Consider the following 20,275-nt stretch of genomic DNA (forward strand, 5'->3'; position numbering starts at 1 on the left):
GCCGCCCTGACCGGCGGCATCGCGGTGCCCCCCACTACGCTGTTCGACGTGACCGAGATTCAGATTCCCGCGAACCTGCTGCCCGCCGACGGCCGTTTCGGAAGCGGCCCCTCCAAAGTCCGTGCCGCCCAGCTCGACGCCCTCGCCGCCTCCGGCCCCCAGTACATGGGGACCTCCCACCGGCAGAAGCCGGTCAAGTCCCTGGTCGGCCGGGTCCGTGCCGGTGTGAGCGAACTCTTCTCGCTGCCCGAGGGCTACGAGGTGGTCCTCGGCAACGGCGGCACCACCGCCTTCTGGGACATCGCCGCCCACGGCCTGCTGCGCACCAAGTCCCAGCACCTGGCCTTCGGCGAGTTCTCCAGCAAGTTCGCGAAGGTCGCCAAGGGCGCCCCCTGGCTGGAGGACCCGACGGTCATCACCACCGACCCGGGCACCCACGGCAAGGCCGTCGCCGAGGCCGGGGTGGACGTGTACGCCCTCACCCACAACGAGACCTCCACCGGTGTGGCCGCCCCGATCGAACGGGTCGCCGGAGCCGACGAGGACGCGCTCGTGCTCGTGGACGCCACCAGCGGCGCGGGCGGCCTGCCGGTCGACATCTCCGAGACCGACGTCTACTACTTCGCCCCGCAGAAGAGCTTCGCCGCCGACGGCGGCCTGTGGATCGCGGTCATGTCGCCCAGGGCGCTGGCCCGGGTCGAGGAGATCGCCGCGAGCGGCCGCTACGTTCCCGAGTTCTTCTCGCTGCCCACCGCGGTCGCCAACTCCGCCAAGGACCAGACCTACAACACCCCGGCCGTGGCCACGTTGCTGCTCCTCGCCGAACAGCTGGAGTGGATGAACAGCCAGGGCGGCCTGAAGTGGACCGTGGCCCGCACCCACGAGTCCTCCTCCATCCTCTACAACTGGGCGGACCGCTCCCCGGTCGCGACGCCGTTCGTCACCGACCCGACCCAGCGCTCCCAGGTGGTCGGCACCATCGACTTCTCCGACGAGGTCGACGCCGCCCAGATCGCCAAGATCCTGCGGGCCAACGGCATCGTGGACACCGAGCCCTACCGCAAGCTGGGCCGCAACCAGCTCCGGGTCGCCATGTTCCCCGCGGTGGAGCCCAGTGACGTCAACGCGCTCACCGAGTGCATCGACCACGTCCTGACCAAGCTTTCCTGAGACGGGGGCTCCCGCAGGACCGTCCCGAACCGGTCCGCCGACGTTGGAGAATGGAGGCCGACCCGCCGCACGTGGGTCGGCCTCCTTTTCGCACTCACGCTCATCGCTTGTCAGGACGGTTCCACTGTGCGCAGGAACAAGAAGACCGAACTCCCCATCAAGATCATTTCGCACCGGGGCGCCTCCGGGCACCGGCCCGAGCACACCCTGGCCTCCTACGAACTGGGGGCCCGGCACGGCGGCGACTTCATCGAGATGGACCTGGTCGCCACCAGGGACGGCCACCTGATCTGCCGCCACGAGCAGGAGATCGGCGGGACCACGGACGTGGCCGACCGCCCCGAGTTCGCCGACCGGCGCACCACCCGGACCGTCGACGGCCACGAGGCGGAGGGGTTCTTCGCACAGGACTTCACCCTCGAGGAGATCAAGAGCCTGCGCGCCCGGGAACGCATGGCCGAGGTCCGCCCGGACAACGCCGTGATGGACGGGACCTACCAGATCCCGACCCTCCAGGAGGTCATCGATCTGGCCCTGGCCCTCACCGAGGAACTGGGCCGCCCGATCGGGATCTACCCCGAGACCAAGCACCCGGCCTACCACGTGGAACAGGGCCTGGAGCTGGAGCCGAAGCTGATCGCCGCACTGCGCGAGGCGGAGCTGGTCGGCGAGGAGCCGAGGGTACCGGTCTTCCTCCAGTCCTTCGAGGCAGAGAGCCTGCGCAAGCTCGCAGAGACCGGGCTGCCCCTGGTGTACCTGATGGGCACCGAGGAGCACTGGCTGCACTACACGACCCCGGACGGCCTGGCAGAGGTGGCGGCGTTCGCGCACGCCATCGGCCCGCACAAGAGCCTGGTCGTGCCGACCGGTGAGGACGGCTCCCTGGGCGAACCCACCGACCTGGTCGAGAACGCCCACGAGGCCGGCCTGCTCGTGCACCCCTACACGTTCCGCAGCGAGAACCACTTCCTCCCCGCCGAGCTGCGCTCGGACGGCGACCCCCACGACTACGGGGGCTTCGCCGCCGAGTACGAGGCCTTCTTCGAGGCCGGGGTGGACGGCGTGTTCTCCGACTTCTCCCGGCACGCCTTCCTGTGCCGGGAGCACTTCCTGGACCCCCAGCCGGTCGGATAGCGGCGCGGCCCCGGGCCCGCGCGGGGTCCGGGGCGCCTCCCGGTGCGGCTCAGCCGCCGCGCCCGTGCGGGGTCAGGTCCGGCGGACCAGGAGGACGATGCCGCCGATCAGCACGACGGCCACCGCGACCCCGCCGAAGATGAGCGGAGCGGCGCCGTTCGACGTTTCCTCGTCCCCGGTGCCTCCGTCCCCGGTGTCCCCGCCCGAGTCCCCGCCCCCGGCCGCTTCGGCGGGGGACTCCTCCCCCGCAGCCCCGGCGGCGGAGTCGGGGAGCTGTTCGCCCTCCAGGGGGACCCACCAGACCTCGGCGCCGGGGCCCTCGGTCCCGGCCATCAGCGCGGTGCCGTCCGGGGTGAACGCCACCGACTCGCCCTGTTCCGTCTCCGGCAGGTCGAAGGAGCCCACCGAGGCGCCCGGCACCCCGTTGGTCGCGTCGTAGAGGGTCACGCCCCAGTAGGTACGGATGGCGTAACGGCTGCCGTCGGGGCTGAACGCGGCGTCGGTGGCGAACAGCGGCGCGGAGTCGACCCTGCCCAGGACGTTCTCGCCGTCGGGGTCCAGGTTCTCCGGAGCCGCGTACACACTGCCCGCGAACTCCTTGGACACCACGTACAAGCGTCCGTCGCGCGGGTCGATCATCATCCCCTCGGCGTCGCGGCCCCCGTCCTCGTAGGTGAAGGTGAGCACCGCCGGATCGACGGTCGTGTCGGCCAGGACCTCGGGTTCGGCGAAGTGGTGGACGCGGACGTTCGGCCAGCTACCGCCGAAGTTGTCGCCGATGTCGCCGACGAACACCGCCGGTTCGCCCCCGGGGCCCAGGGCGACGGTGATCGCCTCCCAGTCCCGGAGTTCCACGTTCAGGGCGATGGTCGCGACCGTCTCGCCCTCCTCGTTCACCGCGTACACCTCGGGCGCGAAGTCACCGCTGTCGTTGTGCGTCCACCACACGCCCTCGTGCCGCAGCGAGGGCGCCAGTCCGCTGGACTCGGCGACCCGCTCGTCCTGGAACTCGAAGGCGACCTCCGAACCCTCCGGTCCCTCGCTGCCGCGCGGGTAGTCGGGCCCGCCCGTACCGCCCTCGGGGTCCACGGGCTCGGCCGTGGCGGGTACCGCCGGGGAGAGTGCGAACAGGACGGCCGTGACGAGGGCCAGAGGTCTTCTCATGCCCGCCATCCTGCCAGGAGAAGTCCCGGGTGGCTTGCACCCGGGTGCGAGCGGGCACATTCGGCTTACACGCAGTGCCGCGAGGAGGGACCCATGAGGATCGTCGCCTGTCTCAACGGGGATCGCCGTCCGGGCGCGCACCCGGCCCTGCCCGTGTCCGTCGACCAGCTCGTCACCGACGCCCGCTCGGCGGTGGCCGCGGGCGCCACCGCCGTGCACATCCACCCGCGCGACCACGGGGGCGCGGAGTCCCTGGAGCCCCAGGTGGTCTCGGAGCTCATGGAGCGGATGCGCGCCGAGATCCCGGACGTCCCGGTGTCGCTGACCACGTCCCTGTCCGCGGAGTCCGACCCGTGGCGGCGCTACGACCTGGTGCAGCGGTGGGCCTCCCCGGCCTTACCGGACTCGGTTTCGGTGAACCTGCACGAAGCGGGCTCGGTGGACCTGATCCAGCTGTTGGGCGACCGCCGTGTGGCCGTGGAGGCGGGGGTGTGGACGGTGGAGGCCGCACGGATCCTGGTCGCCACCCGGGTGGAGGTCGCGACCGTGCTGGTGGAGCCGACCCAGGTCGCGGCGGATGACGCCCGGCGCAACGCCGACGCGATCAACTCCCTGCTGGACCGGGCGAAGGTGGGCGTCCCCCGCCTGTTGCACGGCGCGGACGCGACGGCCTGGCCGATGCTGGAGGACGCCCTGGACGCGGGGCTGGACATCCGGATCGGGCTGGAGGACACGATGCGCCTGCCCGACGGTACGGAGGCGCACGACAACGCGGAGCTGGTGGCGCACGCGCTCACGCTGGCCTCCGCCTGAACCAGGACCGCCCGGTGTCGCGGGCGGGCCCGTGCTCGCCTCCGCCGGGGCAGACGGGTCCGGGACGCCCGTGTTCGCGCCCGGGGACGGCTGAACGCCCGGCGGCTCTACGTCTGCGCTCTTTCGGCCAGCCGGCGTTCGAGCCGCTGCTCGGTGGCGGAAAGGGCGTCGATGCGCTCCCGGACCGCCTGGAGCCGCTGTTCGTAGAGGGCGACGGCCTCGGCGCAATCGGGTTCGCGGACCAGGTCGAGTTCGAGGCAGGCCCGCAGTTCCTGGACGTCCTGCGAGGTCAGGCCGGATTCGAGGAGGAGGCGGATGTTACGCACCCGTTCGACCGCCTCGGCCCCGTACTCCCGGTAGCCGTTGGCCGCCCGTTCGGAGGAGAGCAGACCGCGCTGTTCGTAGTACCGCAGGGACCGGGGGCTGGCACCCGTGCGTTCGGCGAGTTCTCCGATGCGCATACCGTCTCCGTTTCCGTCAACGAGTGCTGCTGCGGACACGTGTTCCGGGGCGACTCCGCGGGCACGCGCCGGCGTCACACGTACCCGCAAGCCTACGGGCCCCGCTCAGTCCGCGTCGGCCCGGCTCGGTTCGGCGGGTGCCGGGGCCGGGGCGGGGAACCACCGGACGGAGAGCACCATGACCACGAGGGCGGCCAGGCCGATGGCGGTGGCGACGATCGGCACCCCCGAACCTCCGGCCCCGGCGACGACCGTGCCGCCCACGGCGCCCGCCACCGCGGTGCCCACGTAGAGCCCGCCGGTGTTCAGGGCCAGGGCCTCGGTGCCCGCGTCCCCGGCCAGACGGAGGAGTCGGGCGTTCATCGGGGCGGCGAACCCCCAGGCCGCGAACCCCCACAGGGCCAGCACGCACCCCAGGGCCCACACCGGGGCAGCGCCCGCGCCGAACCGTCCGAGGACTGCCAGGGCCAGGCTGGTCGCGACCATGCCGCCGAAGGCGGCGAGCAGGACGCGGTCGGCGCCCCAGAGGTCGGTGGCCCGCCCGCACAGGAGGGTGCCGACCGCCCCGGCCGCCCCCACCACCGCGATCAACGGGGACAGTGCGGCCCCGGTGGCCCCGGTGAGGTCCAGGGTGATCGGGGCGATATAGGTGTAGGTCATGAACCCGCAGGTGGCGCCCATGACGGTGCCGGTGACGCAGAGCAGGAGAGCCGGGCGTCCCAGGTGGCGCAACTGCTCGCGGACCCCGGTCTCCGGTGCCCCGGGCAGTCCGGGCAGGCGCAGGGCCGAGGCGGCGAGGACCGCGCAGGTGAGCAGGGCCACGGCCACGAAGGCCGAACGCCATCCGAGGGCGGAGCCCAGGAATGCGCCGATCGGAACCCCGAGGAACAGGGCCACGGTCAGACCCGCCGCGACCGCCCCCACGGCGCGTCCGGTCCGCTCGGGCGGGGCGAGCCTGGCCGCCATGGAGAAGGCGGCCGGAGTGAGGGTCGCGGCGATCAGCGCGGCAACCACGCGCATCGCCATCAGGACGGCGTAGGTGGGGGCGAGGGCGGTCACCAGGTTGGCGAGTGCGAACAGGGCGAGCCCGACGAGGAGGAGGGACCGGCGTGGTGCCCGCGCGGTGGCCACCGCCAGCGGTGGGGCCGCCACGGCGTAGGTGAGGGAGAAGACCGTCACCAGTTGTCCGGCGACGGCGACGCCGACGTCGAGGTCCTGGGCGATGACCGGCAGGAGTCCGGCGATGACGAGGTCGTCGGTCCCGACCGCGAAGGCGGTCAGGGCCAGGCACGCCAGCCAGCCGGAGCGGAGTGTGTGGGTGGACATGGCGGCACGCTAGAACCTTGACACCGGCGTCAGGGTCAAGCCGGGAGGGGCCGCGCGGCCGCGTGGGGAGCCGGGGCGTGGAGGTCGGACTCAGCCGAGCAGGGTGCCCAGGACCACGATGAGCATGATCGAGCCGAGCACCACGGGCAGCAGCCAGCGCTGCTTGCGGTTGTTGGTGAGCATGCTCATGACGTGCCCCGCTCCGGGTCTCGTTGGGATTCGCTACCCCAGAGTAGACCCCAGGTCCGAACGGTCCGGTAGCGGTCGGGGTCTCCTGGTCGGCTCTCCACGAGGTCGACCCGGTCCACCGGCCAGTCGGCGGAGGGCGCGGGGCCGAGTGCGCGCAGGGTCTCGGCGGCGTCCCGGGGCGGCCTGGCCCGGGCCAGGGTGATGTGCGACACGAAGGGACGTGACGCGACGGGCACGCCCGCGGCGCGGGCGGCCTCCCCCAGGACCTCGGCGAGCTCGTGGAGCCCCTCCCCGCCGACCCCGGCCCAGAGCACCGAGGCCCTATCGGCCCGGAGGGGGAAAGTGCCCCAGTCCTCCAGCGAGAGGTCGAGGGCGGGGCGGCCCGTCAGCGCGCGGTCCAGCGCCCGGGTGAGTTCGGGGAGCCGGTCCCCGGCCTCGCCGAGGAACACCAGGGTGAGGTGCCATTCCCGCGGAGGGCTCCAGCGCAGTCCCCGGGCCGCGGGCCGGGCCGCGCGCACCGCGGACTCCAATTGTCCGCGAACCGGCGGCGCCGGCCACAACGCGACGAAGAGGCTCATGGGAGCATCCTCCCACCGGGGCCGTCAACGCCGTAGGTCGGCGCCCTGCTGTGGCTCGGTCCCCCGGTCGGGGCGTTCCCGGGCGGCGGCCTCTTCCACAGGTCGGACGCGCAACTGCTGCGGCGCCGCGTGCTCGGCCTCCCCGGCCCGCCCGGTTCTTCCGTCCTCCCCGGGCCTGCCGGATGTCTCGGTCTCCCGGGGCACCTCGGGCTTCCCGGTCTCACCGGTACGCGGAGCGCGCCGTCTCCGGGGCAACAGCTCCCGGGCCCGGACGTCCTTGACCCGCATCAGCAGCACGGAGATCACACCGACCACCGCGATGGTCACCACGCCGCCGACGGTCAGGCTGGTCTGAGGGCCGAAGGCGTCGGCGATCAGGCCCACCACCGGGGCTCCGATCGGGGCCACGCCCATGAACACCAGCAGGAACATGCTCATCGCGCGGCCGCGCATCTGCGGGTCGACGCTGAGCTGGAAGGTGGCGTTGAGCGTGGTCACGAAGGTCATGAAGAGCACCCCCATCGGGACCAGGACCAGTACGAACGCCACGTAACCGGGCATCAGGCCCGCAGTGAGCTGGGCCGCGCCGAAGCCCATCGAACCGATCAGCACCAGCCGCAGCCGCGGGTACTCGCGGCGAGCGGCCAGGAGGGCGCCGACCAGGGCACCCACCGCGAGCGCCGCGGCGGCGACCCCGAAGGCCTCGGCCCCGGTCTCGAACACGTTGTTGACCATCAGGGCGATCTGGTTCTGCACGTTGGCGCCGAAGAACTGCACGGCGGCGGCGAGGGCCAGCAGCAGAACGAGGTCGTGTCTGCCCCCGATGTACCGCAGCCCCTCCCGGATCTGTCCCTTGCCCCGCGGCATGCGCTCGGTGGGGTTGAGGTCGGCGGTGCGGATCAGCAGCAGGGCGACGATCGTGAAGGCGAACGAGAGCCCGTTGATCATGAAGACGGGGCCGCTACCGATCAGCCCGATGAGCAGCCCGGCTACGGCGGGGCCGGTGACCCGGCCGAGCTGGAAGCTGGCGCTGTTCAGGGCGATCGCGTTGGGCAGCATCTCCCGGTCGACCATCTCCGGGACGAAGGCCTGCCGTCCCGGGTTGTCGAGCACGGTGATCATGCCCAGGCCGAAGGCGAACAGGTAGACGTGCCAGACCTCGGCGGCTCCGAGTGTGGCCAGCACGCCCAGGGCGACCGCGAGCACGCCCATGGTGGACTGGGTGAGGACCAGCAGTTTGCGCTTGTCGAAGCGGTCCACCATGGCGCCGCCCCAGAGCCCGAAGAGGAGCGTGGGCAGGAACTGCAGGGCCGTGGTCATCCCCAGCGCGATGCCGCTGCCGCCGCTGAGCTGGAGGACCAGCCAGTCCTGGGCGATGCGCTGCATCCAGGTGCCGGGGTTGGAGACGAGCTGGCCGAGGGCGTAGATCCGGTAGTTGCGGACGGCCAGGGAACGGAACATCGCGATACGGCGCATCACTCCCTCCCCGTGGCGGCTCCGCGCCGGGGAGGGACTGAAACGACCACCGTGGAGTGGTTTCGGGGAAAGAGAAGTAAACGGCGTTGACTCATCATCTGTGCCAACGCCGTCCACCGGGCCCCGCATTCCCCGGGGCGGAGGGTCCGCCCCGGGGACCGGATCAGCTGATCAACGCGGAGATCGGCGCCTCCGCGAAGTGGATCAGGAAGATGACCGAGATCAGCCAGAGGAGGGGGTGGACCCGGCGGCCCCGCCCCGTGACCAGCATGACGAAGGCGTAGCCGAGCAGGCCGAACCCGATGCCGTTGGCGATCGAGTAGGTGAACGGCATCATGATGATCGCCAGGAAGGAGCCGATGCCGATCGCCGGGTCCTTGAAGTCGATTCCGGTCACCTGGGTCATCATCATGAACCCGACGATGACCAGGACCGGGGTGGCCGCCTCGAAGGGGACCAGGGTGACCAGCGGGGTGAAGAGCGTCGAGACGAGGAACATCCCGCCCGTGACGATCGGGGCGACACCCGTGCGCGCGCCCTCACCGACGCCCGCCGCGGACTCGGCGTAGAGGGTGGCGACCGAGGCGGAGCCGATACCGCCGAGGAGGGTGCCGAAGGCGTCAGCGGTCAGGACGCCGCGGGCGCCCTCGATGTTGCCGTCCTCGTCGGCCAGGTCGCCCTGGTGGGCGACGCCGACCATGGTGCCCATGGTGTCGAAGAAGTCGGCCAGGAGCAGCGTGAAGACCAGCATCACGACGGTGGCGACGCCGACGTCGGAGAAGCGGCCCGCGAGACCGCCCTCGGCGAAGAGGCCGAGGAGGGAGAGGTCGGGCAGGGCGATCAGGTCGCCCGCGCTGGTGGGCAGGCTCGGGACGGTCAGGCCCCAGCCGAGGCGGTCGCCGCCGTTGCCCAGGAGGGTCTCGACCACGATCGCGATGACGGTGGTGACCACGATGCCGATGAGGAGGGCACCGCGCACGTTGCGCACGTAGAGGGCGATGCTCAGCAGCAGGCCGATGACGAAGATCAGGATCGGCCAGCCGTTGAGGCCGCCCGAGCCGAGCTGGACCGGGGTGCCGTCGCCGGCCTGCACGAAACCGGCGTTGACCAGACCGATCAGGGCGAGGAAGAGACCCACGCCGACGGCGATCGCGACCTTCAGACCGGGCGGGATCGCGGCGAAGACCGCGGTACGGAAACCGGTCAGCACCAGGATGAGGAGCAGGACGCCCTCGATGATGATCAGCAGGAACACGTCCGCCCAGGGCATGAGCGGCGCGATGCCGTAGGCGACGACGGCGTTCAGCCCCATGCCCGCCGCGATGGCGAACGGGTAGCGGCTGACGACGCCCATGAGGACACAGGAGAGCGCGGCGACCAGGGCGGTCATGGCGGCGACGCCGGGGATGCCCAGGGTCTCGCCGTTGACGTCCTCGGCGGTGCCGATGATCAGCGGGTTGAGGACGACGATGTAGGCCATGGCGAAGAAGGTCGCCAGACCGCCGCGGATCTCGGTGCCCAGGGTCGAGCCGCGCTCGGAGATGCGGAAGAAGCTGCCCGAGCCCTTGGGGACTCGGTCCTGGGCAGGTACGTCGGAGGGGGATGGATTCGGTGAGTTCACGTCGTCAGCCTGACCTGGTCGTGTTACTGGACAACAAGGATTCTGCGCCAGATTAGTTGCATCTTCGTACAACACAGGCCACGTGTTTCACATCGGTTTCATAGAAAACGCCATATGGTGGGATGATCCGCTCCTTGGCTGTGACCAACACATCCCCGCCCCGAGCAGGGGCGACGGCTGCTCCCCTCCCCTGACGACACACCAGCGGATAGCCTGGTCCCGTGCCCAAACCTCGCCAGCCAGACCCCGAAGTCCACGAGAGCGACTACCGCGTTCCGGCGGCCCTCGGCACCCTCGCATGGGCGATCGCGCTCGTGGTGCTCCTCGCCATGGGCGACGGCCTGCCCTCCTCGGAGCGGTGGTGGATCGGCGTCTGTGTGACCGGGATCGCCCTCGGCGTCTTCGGTTTCCTCTACATCCCGCGCCTGCTCCGCAAACGCGACGAGGCGGCGGATCGGGTCACCGAACGGACGGCCGACGGTTCCGGGGCCCGCTGAACCGGATCGCCGCACCCACCGGGGCACTTTGCCGCCTGCCCGATAATGGGCGGGTGTCTGAGACAGAATTCCCACTCCCGCGCGGTCTCGCCGACCGCCTACGCGACATCCTCGTCGACGCCGACTACACGGTGTCCGGTGTCCGCGACCGCCTCGGCGACGCCGCAGCGAAGGCCCTGGCCCGCGAGCAGCTCGTGCCCGCACTGCGCGCCACGGGCGGGGAGGAACGCCTCGGACTGCTCCTGCGCCTGTGGTGGCTCCAGACCCCGATCCCGGCGCGCGCGGCCCGTTCCATCCTCCCCGTCGACGAACTCGCCGAGGCCGGGCTGGTCACCGTGGAGGAGGGGCCCGACGGGCCCGCCGTCCGCGCCCTCGTCCACCTGGGCCCCTGGGAGCTGGAGGACGACCGCCCGGGCTTCGTCGTCTCCGACCCCAAGGTGCGCCCCGGCAGCGGAGCCGTCCCCGGGAACGACCACGTGGTCGGTGCGGGCGGCGCCTCCGCCAACCTCTCCCGGCTGATCGTGGACGGCCCCTTCGAACGCGCCCTGGACCTGGGTACCGGCTGCGGGGTCCAGGCCCTGCACCTGGCCTCCCGGGCCCGCGAGGTGATCGCCACCGACCTCAATCCGCGTGCGGTGCGCCTGGCCGGGATCAGCCTGGCCCTGTCCGGTGTCACCGACGCCCGGCTGGCCCAGGGCTCGCTGTTCGAGCCGGTCAGGGACGAGCGCTTCGACCTGATCGTGTCCAACCCGCCGTTCGTCATCACCCCCGAGTCGGCCCGCTTCACCTACCGCGAGTCCGACCTGCCCGGTGACACCGTGTGCGCGGAGCTGGTCCGGCAGGCCCCCGCGCACCTCACCGAGGGCGGCTGGGCCCAGTTCCTGGCGAACTGGACGCATACCGACGGCGACGACTGGGAGGACCGGGTCGGCGGCTGGATCACCGGCACCGGGTGCTCCGGCTGGGTCGTGCAGCGCGACGTCCAGGACCCCGCCGAGTACGTGGAGCTGTGGCTGCGCGACTCCTGCGAGCACGGCACCCCCGAGTACACCCGGCGCTACGACGCCTGGCTGGACTACTTCGACCGCGAGGGCATCAAGGGCATCGGCTTCGGCTGGATCAGCCTGCGCAACGACGTCGCCCAGGACGCCACCGTGAAGGTGGAGGAGTTGAGGCACGAGGTCGAGCAGCCGGTCGGGCCGTACCTGCCGGACGTGGTGGACGGGGCGATGACCGCCCACCGCCTCACCGACGCGGCCCTGCTGTCCGCCCACGTCGCCCTGGCGCCGGGCGTGGTCGAGGAGCGCGTGGCCGTGCCCGGAGCGCCCGACCCCGAGAAGATCGTCCTGCGCCAGCGCGAGGGGCTGCGCCGGGTGGCCCGCATCGGGACCGTGGAGGCGGCCCTGGCCAGCGTCTGCGACGGCACCATGCCGGTCGGCCCGCTGCTGGACGCCATCGCCGAACTCATGGGTGAGGATCCGGCCCTGCTCCGCGAACGCACTCCGGAGGCCCTGCGCACCCTGATCTCCGAGGGCTTCTTCCGCGTCGCCCGCTGACGGAGGGGCCGAACGGCCGGGGCGGCCGGCGGGACCGGCGACCCGGGCGCCCGCCGCGGCCTACTCGCCCGGCACCGCCGCCCCGTACGTGTCCTGGGCCGGGGACGGCGGTACGGGCGCGCCCCGTTTGTGCAGGAAGCTGAAGGCGCTCGCCGCCAACAGCGCGGTGGCGGCGACGACCAGCGTCGCCCGGTAGCCGTTGTCGAAGGCCTGGGTGGCCGCCTCCAGCAGGGCCCGCGCGCCCGCCGTGTCCATCCCCTCGGCGGCGGTGCGGGCCTCGTCCAGCCCCTCGGCCGCCGAGACGGGCGCCTGGCCTGGCAGAGCGACGGTCCGGGTGTACACGGCGGCCATCAGACTGCCCAGGACCGCGACGCCGGTCAGGCTGCCGAGCTCGTAGGAGACCTCCTCCACCGACGCGGCCATCCCCGCCCGGTGCGCGGGGGCGCTGCCCACGATCGCGGTGGAGGCGGCGGTCATCGCCGCACCCGTGCCCGCGCCCATCACCAGCAGCCCCGCGACCGTCCAGACCAGCGGTGCCGAGGTGGACAGCAGCACGCCCACAGTGCCCAGGGCGGTGGCCAGCAGGCCCGCGCCCATCACCGGCCGGGCGCCCAGCCGGTACAGCAGCGCGCCGACGGTGACGCCCACCGGCAGGGCGCCGAGCGCCGTCGCGGCCACGGTGAGCCCCGAGTGCAGGGGTGAGTAGCCCAGCACCAGCTGGAGGCGTTGGGTGAGGACCAGCTGCACCCCGGCGAGCGCGAACATCCCCATCCCCGCGGCGAGGACACCGATGAGGATGCGGGGGTCGCGGAAGAGCGCGAAGTCGATCAGCGGGTGGACCTGCCCGCGCTGGCGCCGTACGAAGCTCCAGAAGCCGAGGAGGGCCACGGCCAGAGCCGCCGCGACGGCGAGCGCGGACGGTTCCGGACCGGTGGTCTCCTTGATCGCGTAGACCACCCCGACCAGACCGGCCATGACCTGGACCGAGGCCGGCAGGTCCCAAGGCCGGTCGGGGCTGCCCGAGCCGCCCGGCGCGACCACGGCGGCCAGGACCAGCGCAGCCAGCACGATCGGCACGTTCACCAGGAAGACCGAGCCCCACCAGAAGAACTCCAGCAGCGCACCGCCCGCGATCGGCCCGATCGCGGAACCGACCATCGCCATCGTTCCCCAGATCCCGATCGCGATCCCGCGTTCCCGTTCGTCCGTGAAGGTGATGCGGATCAGCGACAGGGTCGCGGGCATCATCGCCGAGGCGCCCACGGCCAGGAAGGCGCGTGCGGCGATCAGCACGGCCGGGTCAGGTGCGTAGGCGGCGGTCAGCGAGGCCGCGCCGAAGAGCACGAGCCCGATCAGGTACATCCGTTTGTGGCCGACCCTGTCGCCGAGCGTTCCGGCGCCCAGCAGCAGGCCCGCCATCACCAGGGGGTAGGCGTTGATGATCCACAGCCGGTCCGAGGCACCGGCGTCGAGCTGCGCGCTGAGGGTCGGCAGCGCGGTGTAGAGGATCGTCATGTCGACCGAGATGAGCAGTAGTCCGGCCGAGACCGCGGCCAGGACCAGCCAGCGCCTGGCTCTGGAGAGCGGTCGGTCGTCCGCCGACTGGTCCCCCGTTCTGATCGCCTCGCTCACCGACGCCCACCCGCGCCCTCGACCCCGAACCGCGTGTCCGTGATGTCCGGGATGAGGGTTCTCGCACTCGGTCGCATCCGGTGACTGTATCTTCCGGGGCGGAGGGCCCCGGACGCGGTCCGACCGGGGGCGCCTCCGGCCGCTTCCCCACGGGCTGGTGCGGTCCCCCCGTCGGCGGTACCGGTAGCGTTTCGGCCATGAGTCCCACTCCCACGGCCCGCGTGTCCGCCCTCGCCGCCTACCCCGTCAAGGGGTGCGCCGGGCTCGCCCTGGACACCGCCGAGATCACCCCGGCCGGGATCGCCCACGACCGCTCGTTCATGGTGGTCGACGACTCCGGTGACTTCCGCAGCCAGCGCAGGGACCCCAGGATGGCGCGGATCGTGCCCGAACTCGACGCGGACGGCAGCAGGCTGGTGCTGCACACCGAGGGTTTCGCCCCGGTGAAGGTCGACGTGGACCCCGGGGGCCGCCGCCTGGAGGTGACCGTGCACAGCAAGCCCCTGGTGGGCGTGGATCAGGGCGAGGAGGCCGCCGGGTGGCTGACCGAGTTCCTCGGGGAACCCAGCCGCCTGGTGCGGGTCCCCGACGACCACCGGCGCGAGACCAGCGGACTCACCCGGGGCACCACCGGTTTCGCCGACGGGCACGCCGCCGTGATGGCGTCGCTGTCCTCCCTGGACCTGCTGAACGAGCGCGTCCTCGCCGCCGGCGGCGACCCGCTACCGATGGACCGCTTCCGGCCCAACATCGTCGTGTCCGGCTGGCCCGAGGCGCACACCGAGGACCGGGTACGGGCGGTCCGTCTGGGCAGCGCGGAGCTGGGGTACGCCAAGGTGTGCATCCGGTGCGCGGTCACCACGGTCGACCAGGGCACCGGGGAGAAGCGGGGCCCCGAGCCGCTGCGCACCCTGGCCGGGTACCGGCGCGCGGACGACGGCGGGGTGGCGTTCTGTTCGAAGTTCGCCGTGACCGCTCCCGGCACCGTCTCCGTGGGCGACGCCCTGGACGTCACCGAGTGGGCCGAGCCCGAGCAGGGTCTGGGGCCGAGGCTGGCCGCGGCCACCGGCTGACCGCCCGGTCATTGGCCCCGATGGACCTGCCCGCAGCGCAGGTCCCGCCCGGCTACGAGCCCTGGTTCCCGCTCGGCTCAGAGGCCGTTCCGTGCCGCGGGCGGATGCCGTCCGTGCTCAGCCCGCTGGCCCCGGCTCTCAGGATTCGGGGCGCTTCACGTAGGAGCCCATGCCGGGGAAGGTCTCGACCAGGCCCCGGCTCCGCAGACCGACCAGGGACTTCTGCGCGGTCGCGGAAGCCACCTGGTATTCCTGCATGATGCTGAGGACGGAGGGGACCCGATCCCCCGGCCCGTACTCGCCCGCCCGGATACGTCTCTCCAGCTCATCGGTGATCTGAACCCAGCGCGGGAGACCTTCTTTCCACTCCATCTTGAGCACGCTAGGCAGACCACATATTCCCAGCAATCCAAGAACGCCTAGCATGCTATATCTGAACTGGTCTATTATCGATCCTTGAATATGAAAGCGGCCCCGCGACGCTGGCACGTCCGGGGCCCGGTCCACCTGGAAAAGGCAGGCAGACGTGAATACCCTACTGTCCCCGTTCGCCGTGCTCGCACGGCTTCTCAGGCCCTCCCGCGGAGTGCACACCAGCCCGTGCGGCTACCTGTGGGAGCTGGGAGCCGAAGCACGGCGCAACCGTTCCCGCCGGGTACGCCGCTACGTCCAGGCGCTCGCCCCCGTCGGGTCCGCGTCCATCGAACCCGCTCTCCTGCCGACCGCTCCCCCGGTGCACCCGTTCACCGCACCCGAGCCCACCGGACCCACGAACCCCACTCCGCTGGTGCCCGCACCCCGGAAGCCGGTCGAGGACAGCCGATACGAGGAGTTCCCCCAGACGGAGATCGTGCGCGGCCCCTACCTGGCCTGGGAGTCCGCCTGGAAGAAGGTGGCCGCGTGAACGAGCACACCGACACCCTGGCCCACCGGCTCACCCGGCTCCTCAACGATCCCGGCCTCGCCGCCGACGCGGTCACCCGGCTGATCTCCGCCGAAGCGGTCTTCGGGTACCTCGACGACGCGCTGCGCTCCGGCGGCGACCTGCCCGCCCGCTGGACCGCCCGCCCCTGACAGCGGCGATCTTGCTACCAGGGGCAAGTTCGGCGCCCATTTCGCCTCTGGTAGCAAGATCACCGCGGAAGGGAGGCGTTTCCTACTCCAGGTCGGCCTCGGCGAGCAGGTACGCGGCGTGCTCCGGGTCCCGCAGCACCGCGGCGAGCAGGTGGCGGCGGGACCACTGCCCGGCCCGCCAGCACAGGGCGCGGGCCAACCCCTCCGTGCCCGAGGCGTGCACCGAGCCGTCGCCGGTGTACCAGTCCACCTCCACGCCGTCCACCGTGAGCTGCTGGTGGTGCAGGTAGGTGCGGTCCGGTTCGTCACCGCCCGCGAGGAACAGCGCGGCCTCGTCGGGGACCGCACGGATCCGCCCCGCCGAGTTCACCTTCCCGGTGATGCTCTCCGAGGCCAGGTCCAGGTCGAGCACGTCGGCGAGCCGCTCGGCGGTGTCCGCGGCGGCCAGCACCAGCGGACGGTCCGCCACCAGCGGCAGCAGGTCCGGCGAGTCCACCACCACGGCGTCCTCGGCGTCGGCCACCACGATCGCCCCTCCCCTGACCGCGCGGACCACGGTGGGCGGGGTGACCAGGTCGGTGTCGACGTCGGCCAGGGCCGTCCACAGCCGGCGCAGGGCGGTGCGGCCGACGTGGCGGGCCGGGTCGGCGAGCCGGTTCAGCAGGTCGTCGGCGCCGTCGGGGTCGGCGAGCAGGTCGGCGAGGGTCGTGCGGACGCCGAGCGCCCGGGCGAACTCGGGGTCGACCTCGGCCGGAACCTCGTCGTAGAGGCCCAGGAGCGCGTCCTCGGCGTCGGCGGTGCGCAGCTCGACCGGGGCCCGGTCGTCCAACAGCGCCCTGCTGCGCAGCCACCAGGAGGTGTAGGAGGGCACGTCGACGACCCGGCCGTCCGGCATGAGCAGCCGCGCGGGTTCGGTGACGGCCGCGCGGAGCGGCCCCCGGGAGAGCATGGCCAGGGCCCGGGGCCAGGCCTCGTCGGCGATGTAGTCGAGGTCGGCGACGCACACCAGTTCGGGGACGACGGGCGGGAGTTCGGGGTCTCCGACGCGTTCGAGGACCTCGTCGGCCCAGTCCTCCAGGCCGTCGGGGCCGTCCTCCCCGGCCGCGCCGTCGAAGGCCTCCGCGAGGTCCTCACCGAGCGCGGCCTCCTCGGCACGGACCACGGTCAGCCCCCACAGGGCGCCCACCGCGCGCAGGGTGTCGGTGCCGTGGCGGCTGACGAGGTCCTCGTGGACGGTGCCGAAGGGCGCGTCCTCGACCAGCAGACCGGCCAGGGGAGCCCCGGGGACGAGGAGTTCGGCGGCGATCGAGTAGCTGTCCTCGTCGTCGCGCAGGGCCAGTTCGGACAGCCAGGGCGCGTCCTCGACGGTCGTCCCGGAGGCGGCGACCAGGTCCAGGACGGCCTCGGCGACGGGCTCGGGGTCCTCGGCGTCCAGCGAGCTCCGGACGGCCGCCTCGGTGTTGGGGTCGGCCAGGACGGTGGCGGCCCCGGCCTCCACCGCGCCCAGGCGCAGGAGCAGCGGGTGGACCGCCTCGGGGTGCACCACGCGCACGCCCAGGGTGGCCAGGGCCGCGGGGTCGAGCCGGTTGCCCTCGGCGTCGGCGACCTTCACCCAGTCCTCGGTGGGCAGCAGCAGCGAGCGCGGCCCCCGGACGAGGCGGCCGTCGGCCAGCGGGACCGGGAGCGCGCCGAGCTCGTCGAGGTCGGCGCCACCGCCCCCGGCACTGCCCAGGGCGGCGTAGAGGGAGGACCACCACTGCGGCGGCCGCTGGGTGTCGCCGAGCAGGTCGGCGAGGTCGGCCAGGCCCAGGCGCCGCACCCGCAGCGCGGCCATGGCCGGGTGGCGGGGACTCCAGGAGCCGGGCAGCAGCGGCGGGACAAGCTCGGCGAGCAGGTCGACCAGTTCGGCTGCGCCGCTCGCGCCGCCGGTGTCCAACAGGACGGCCTCACGCGGGGCGACGGGGAGCCCGACCGCGGTGACCAGGAACGGGGTGTCCAGGAGGGGCTCGGCGACCCGGGCACGGAAGACCGCGTCGACAGCGCCGCCGCCCACCCGGGTGGCGGGAACCAGGTCGAGTGCGGCCCGGGGGTCGAAACGGCGCAGGAGCGCGCAGTAGGCGGTGGCGGCCTCCATCAGCAGCAGGTCGGTGGCGGCGCCCGGCTGGACGTCGCGCCGGTCCGACCCCAGGGGGAAGGTGCCGATGAGGACGGCAGGCAGGTCGAGTTCGGTGTCGGTGGGGGTCGGCGCGTGCACGACGTGCTCGACGTCGGCGGGCAGCGTGCCCGCTCCCCCGTCGGGGTCGACCGGGACGGCCCAGGTCAGCGACCACACGGCCCGGTCGCGTTCCTCGGTGGGGCGGTCCGCGAGCAGGTTCGGGTCGAACTCGCCGGAGCGGCTGACGGTCCGCCACGGGGTGACCCGGGTGCCGTTGCCGTCGTCGTGTGTGGTGACCAGGTCGATCCCGGCGTCCTCGTCCCCGGGTTCGCGGGTGAGGACCCGTTCGGCCCCGTCAGCGGCCACCCGTACCTCGGACAGCCCGTCCAGGGCGAGGAGGAGCGCCTCCCCGGTGCGGTCCAGCAGTTCCCGAACCCGCTCCCGGGCGTTCTCGTCGCGGAGCGTCAGCGTGACGACGGTGTCGTATCCGGGGGCGGGGCGCTCCGGCACGACGTCGGCGGGGAACGGCAGGCGCAGCATCGGCACGTGTCCCGCGCGGCGGCCCACCTCCTCGGCGAGGTCGGCGTGGGTGCCGTCGGCGCCGAGCAGGTCGGTGACCACGGCGCGGGCGCGTTCGGCACAGAAGTGCACGGCCGTACCGCCGGAGTCCACGACGACGTCGTCGCTGAGCGCCACCACCGCGGAGAACCCGACCCCGAACCGGCCGGCGGAACCGTGGTCGTCGCGTTTGGTGGACGCCCGCAGGGTGGCGAGTGACTCCACACCCTCCGGGGTCAGGGGGGCTCCGGTGTTGGCGGCGGTGAGGCGGTCGCCGTCCAGGGCCAGCCGGAGACGGCCGGGGACTCCCGCGCGGCGGGCGGCGTCGGCGGCGTTCTGCGCGAGTTCGACCACCACGCGGTCCCGGTAGCCGCCCAGCGCGAAGTCCTCTTCGGCATTGGCGTCCTCCCGGAACCGGGCGGGCGCGTCAGCCCACGCCGAGAGCACGCGTCGGCGCAGTTCGGCGGTGTTGAATGGGTCGGCCGCCGAAGCGGTCACCGGCTCGGCCATGATGGTCTCCTCCTGCGCTGGGCGCGCGGTCCGATCGGCCCGGTGCGTGTTCGCGGACACGTACCGGGCCGGGCAGGGCGAGCGTGATGGTAGGTCGACCCTAGCCGACGGCGGGGTCGGGTCAGGTTCTGGCCGGGGTGCGTGGCGCGGACGCGGACAGGGACGGAATCGGGCCCCGTCGCGCTGGCGACGGGGCCCGTTCGTCCGGTGGATCGGCCTGCTGTGACCGGTGTTTCGGTCAGGAGTCGCTGGATACCAGTTCCAGTTCCGTGGTGTCGTCGAAGACGATGTGGTCGTACCCCACCTCGTCGACGACCGGTGCGACCGGCTCGTTCTGCGAGGCGGGTCGGCGGACCTCGGAGTGGGCTCCGCACCCGTGGTCGAGTGAGACGACCTTGCCGTCGTCGGGGGCGTACTCGTTGGTGCACACACCGAACATCTGCCGCAGCTCCCCGGCGAGCGGGGTCAAGAACCCGCAGGTGGAGCAGCGTGCCGGGGCGGCCGTGGCGATCGGGCTCCGCGGTCCGGCCTCGCCGTTGTACCAGCGTTCCGCCGCCTGCTCGCGTCCGGTCTCGGAGAGGACCTGGCGACGGCCGAGTCCCAGCTCCCACACCATCTGCTTGTCCATGCCCTCGGCGTCGAGGTCGTTTTCGGGCACCTGCGCGTAACCGGGGACGAGTCGTTCGTCGTCCTCTTCGGTGGGGAGCAGGTCCCCCACACCGACGTCGCCGGGGCGCAGGCGTTCCTTCCAGGGCACCCACTCGGGCGCGACGAGGGCACCCTCGCCGGGAAGCAGGACCACCTCGTTGACCGTGACGTTCTTGGCGCGCGAGGCGCGAACGACGGTGACGGAGTAGGTCCATCCCGGGTAGGAGGGGTCCAGGCACTCGAAGTAGTGGGTGACCAGGCGCGTGTCCTCGGCCTGGGCAGTGAGGTGCTCACCGACCCATTCGGGTCGCCCGACCTCCGCCGCAACCGAGCGGGCCAGATCCACCGCGTCGATACATGCCTTGTCCGGTACAGGAGAACGTCGAGAAGGGCTCACGTTCCCCATTCTCACTGATCGCGGGCACCGATTTGACCATAACGCGGGTCAAGGTTCGCCCGATACACCCTCTTGACGGAGTCTTGTGCGCCCCGAGACACCGGGGTTCCGCGACGAGGGCGGCCATCCTTCCCTTTTGTCCGGTTCATTCTGTACCCGGGAGGAACACCGGACCGGTCCGGGTGTTTCGCGGTGCCGGGGCCGCGGTGGAAGTCGGAGGCGTCCGCCGCGGCCCCGGAGGGG

General features: G+C 72.4%; 18 protein-coding genes. 8 read left to right on the forward strand and 10 right to left on the reverse strand.

From position 1 onward, the window contains the following. Positions 1-48: 48 nt before the first annotated feature. Both serC and ACUKCB_RS18125 read left to right on the forward strand, forming a co-directional pair. The gene (gene serC / locus ACUKCB_RS18120) at positions 49-1,170 is read left to right on the forward strand and encodes a phosphoserine transaminase (RefSeq protein WP_473036789.1); all 1,122 of its coding nucleotides are present in this window, start codon (positions 49-51) and stop codon (positions 1,168-1,170) included. A gap of 126 nt (positions 1,171-1,296) precedes the next feature. After that, complete coding sequence (locus ACUKCB_RS18125; RefSeq protein ID WP_473036790.1) at positions 1,297-2,304, forward strand: glycerophosphodiester phosphodiesterase family protein; 1,008 nt, start codon at positions 1,297-1,299, stop codon at positions 2,302-2,304. A gap of 72 nt (positions 2,305-2,376) precedes the next feature. Here ACUKCB_RS18125 and ACUKCB_RS18130 read toward each other — a convergent pair whose 3' ends face one another. Continuing rightward, on the reverse strand, positions 2,377-3,468 hold the full coding sequence (locus ACUKCB_RS18130; RefSeq protein ID WP_473036791.1) for a hypothetical protein: 1,092 nt from the start codon (positions 3,466-3,468) through the stop codon (positions 2,377-2,379). A gap of 93 nt (positions 3,469-3,561) precedes the next feature. Between ACUKCB_RS18130 and ACUKCB_RS18135 the strand changes: the two genes are divergently transcribed. Then, positions 3,562-4,281 carry a 3-keto-5-aminohexanoate cleavage protein gene (locus tag ACUKCB_RS18135; protein ID WP_473036792.1) on the forward strand — a complete coding sequence of 240 codons (720 nt, stop codon included), beginning with the start codon at positions 3,562-3,564 and terminating at the stop codon, positions 4,279-4,281. A gap of 107 nt (positions 4,282-4,388) precedes the next feature. Here ACUKCB_RS18135 and ACUKCB_RS18140 read toward each other — a convergent pair whose 3' ends face one another. The 5 genes from ACUKCB_RS18140 to ACUKCB_RS18160 form a co-directional block, all read right to left on the reverse strand. Then, positions 4,389-4,742, reverse strand: coding sequence for a MerR family transcriptional regulator (locus ACUKCB_RS18140; protein WP_473036793.1), 354 nt, complete (start codon positions 4,740-4,742; stop codon positions 4,389-4,391). Positions 4,743-4,847: 105 nt separating this feature from the next. Then, complete coding sequence (locus tag ACUKCB_RS18145; protein WP_473036794.1) at positions 4,848-6,068, reverse strand: MFS transporter; 1,221 nt, start codon at positions 6,066-6,068, stop codon at positions 4,848-4,850. Positions 6,069-6,253: 185 nt separating this feature from the next. Beyond that, complete coding sequence (thpR, locus tag ACUKCB_RS18150) at positions 6,254-6,835, reverse strand: RNA 2',3'-cyclic phosphodiesterase (protein WP_473036795.1); 582 nt, start codon at positions 6,833-6,835, stop codon at positions 6,254-6,256. 24 nt (positions 6,836-6,859) lie between these two features. After that, on the reverse strand, positions 6,860-8,311 hold the full coding sequence (locus ACUKCB_RS18155; protein ID WP_473036796.1) for an MFS transporter: 1,452 nt from the start codon (positions 8,309-8,311) through the stop codon (positions 6,860-6,862). A 163-nt stretch (positions 8,312-8,474) separates the two neighbouring features. Continuing rightward, positions 8,475-9,932 (reverse strand): NCS2 family permease, encoded by a 1,458-nt coding sequence (locus ACUKCB_RS18160; protein ID WP_473036797.1) that lies wholly within the window; start codon positions 9,930-9,932, stop codon positions 8,475-8,477. Between the two features lie 221 nt (positions 9,933-10,153). Here ACUKCB_RS18160 and ACUKCB_RS18165 point away from each other — a divergent pair, with 221 nt between their 5' ends. Both ACUKCB_RS18165 and ACUKCB_RS18170 read left to right on the forward strand, forming a co-directional pair. Then, positions 10,154-10,429, forward strand: a complete 276-nt coding sequence (locus ACUKCB_RS18165; protein WP_473036798.1) for a DUF2530 domain-containing protein — start codon at positions 10,154-10,156, stop codon at positions 10,427-10,429. Positions 10,430-10,482: 53 nt separating this feature from the next. After that, the gene (locus ACUKCB_RS18170) at positions 10,483-11,985 is read left to right on the forward strand and encodes a DUF7059 domain-containing protein (RefSeq protein ID WP_473036799.1); all 1,503 of its coding nucleotides are present in this window, start codon (positions 10,483-10,485) and stop codon (positions 11,983-11,985) included. 60 nt (positions 11,986-12,045) lie between these two features. Here the strand turns inward: ACUKCB_RS18170 and ACUKCB_RS18175 are convergent, their stop codons facing one another. Next, positions 12,046-13,617 (reverse strand): MFS transporter, encoded by a 1,572-nt coding sequence (locus ACUKCB_RS18175; RefSeq protein ID WP_473036800.1) that lies wholly within the window; start codon positions 13,615-13,617, stop codon positions 12,046-12,048. Positions 13,618-13,814: 197 nt separating this feature from the next. Between ACUKCB_RS18175 and ACUKCB_RS18180 the strand changes: the two genes are divergently transcribed. After that, on the forward strand, positions 13,815-14,690 hold the full coding sequence (locus ACUKCB_RS18180) for an MOSC domain-containing protein (RefSeq protein ID WP_473036801.1): 876 nt from the start codon (positions 13,815-13,817) through the stop codon (positions 14,688-14,690). Positions 14,691-14,828: 138 nt separating this feature from the next. On the opposite strand, the gene ACUKCB_RS18185 is transcribed toward ACUKCB_RS18180, so the two are convergent. After that, the gene (locus ACUKCB_RS18185) at positions 14,829-15,062 is read right to left on the reverse strand and encodes a GntR family transcriptional regulator (protein WP_473036802.1); all 234 of its coding nucleotides are present in this window, start codon (positions 15,060-15,062) and stop codon (positions 14,829-14,831) included. Positions 15,063-15,216: 154 nt separating this feature from the next. Here ACUKCB_RS18185 and ACUKCB_RS18190 point away from each other — a divergent pair, with 154 nt between their 5' ends. Then, the gene (locus tag ACUKCB_RS18190; protein ID WP_473036803.1) at positions 15,217-15,594 is read left to right on the forward strand and encodes a hypothetical protein; all 378 of its coding nucleotides are present in this window, start codon (positions 15,217-15,219) and stop codon (positions 15,592-15,594) included. Then, positions 15,591-15,764 carry a hypothetical protein gene (locus ACUKCB_RS18195; protein WP_473036804.1) on the forward strand — a complete coding sequence of 58 codons (174 nt, stop codon included), beginning with the start codon at positions 15,591-15,593 and terminating at the stop codon, positions 15,762-15,764. The genes ACUKCB_RS18190 and ACUKCB_RS18195 overlap by 4 nt, the downstream gene beginning before the upstream one ends. Before the next feature lie 82 nt (positions 15,765-15,846). Here ACUKCB_RS18195 and ACUKCB_RS18200 read toward each other — a convergent pair whose 3' ends face one another. Then, complete coding sequence (locus ACUKCB_RS18200) at positions 15,847-18,987, reverse strand: sacsin N-terminal ATP-binding-like domain-containing protein (protein ID WP_473036806.1); 3,141 nt, start codon at positions 18,985-18,987, stop codon at positions 15,847-15,849. 238 nt (positions 18,988-19,225) lie between these two features. After that, positions 19,226-19,981, reverse strand: a complete 756-nt coding sequence (locus tag ACUKCB_RS18205; RefSeq protein WP_473041064.1) for a DUF3027 domain-containing protein — start codon at positions 19,979-19,981, stop codon at positions 19,226-19,228. Positions 19,982-20,275 lie beyond the last annotated feature (294 nt).

It is taken from the genome of Nocardiopsis moroccensis (assembly GCF_055763695.1).

Coding starts and splice junctions, on each gene's coding strand:
- ACUKCB_RS18130 (WP_473036791.1), bottom strand. CDS start 3,468: ATGAGAAGACCTCTGGCCCTCGTCACGGCCGTCCTGTTCGCACTCTCC.
- ACUKCB_RS18135 (WP_473036792.1), top strand. CDS start 3,562: ATGAGGATCGTCGCCTGTCTCAACGGGGATCGCCGTCCGGGCGCGCAC.
- ACUKCB_RS18140 (WP_473036793.1), bottom strand. CDS start 4,742: ATGCGCATCGGAGAACTCGCCGAACGCACGGGTGCCAGCCCCCGGTCC.
- ACUKCB_RS18145 (WP_473036794.1), bottom strand. CDS start 6,068: ATGTCCACCCACACACTCCGCTCCGGCTGGCTGGCGTGCCTGGCCCTG.
- thpR (WP_473036795.1), bottom strand. CDS start 6,835: ATGAGCCTCTTCGTCGCGTTGTGGCCGGCGCCGCCGGTTCGCGGACAA.
- ACUKCB_RS18155 (WP_473036796.1), bottom strand. CDS start 8,311: ATGCGCCGTATCGCGATGTTCCGTTCCCTGGCCGTCCGCAACTACCGG.
- ACUKCB_RS18180 (WP_473036801.1), top strand. CDS start 13,815: ATGAGTCCCACTCCCACGGCCCGCGTGTCCGCCCTCGCCGCCTACCCC.
- ACUKCB_RS18185 (WP_473036802.1), bottom strand. CDS start 15,062: ATGGAGTGGAAAGAAGGTCTCCCGCGCTGGGTTCAGATCACCGATGAG.
- ACUKCB_RS18200 (WP_473036806.1), bottom strand. CDS start 18,987: ATGGCCGAGCCGGTGACCGCTTCGGCGGCCGACCCATTCAACACCGCC.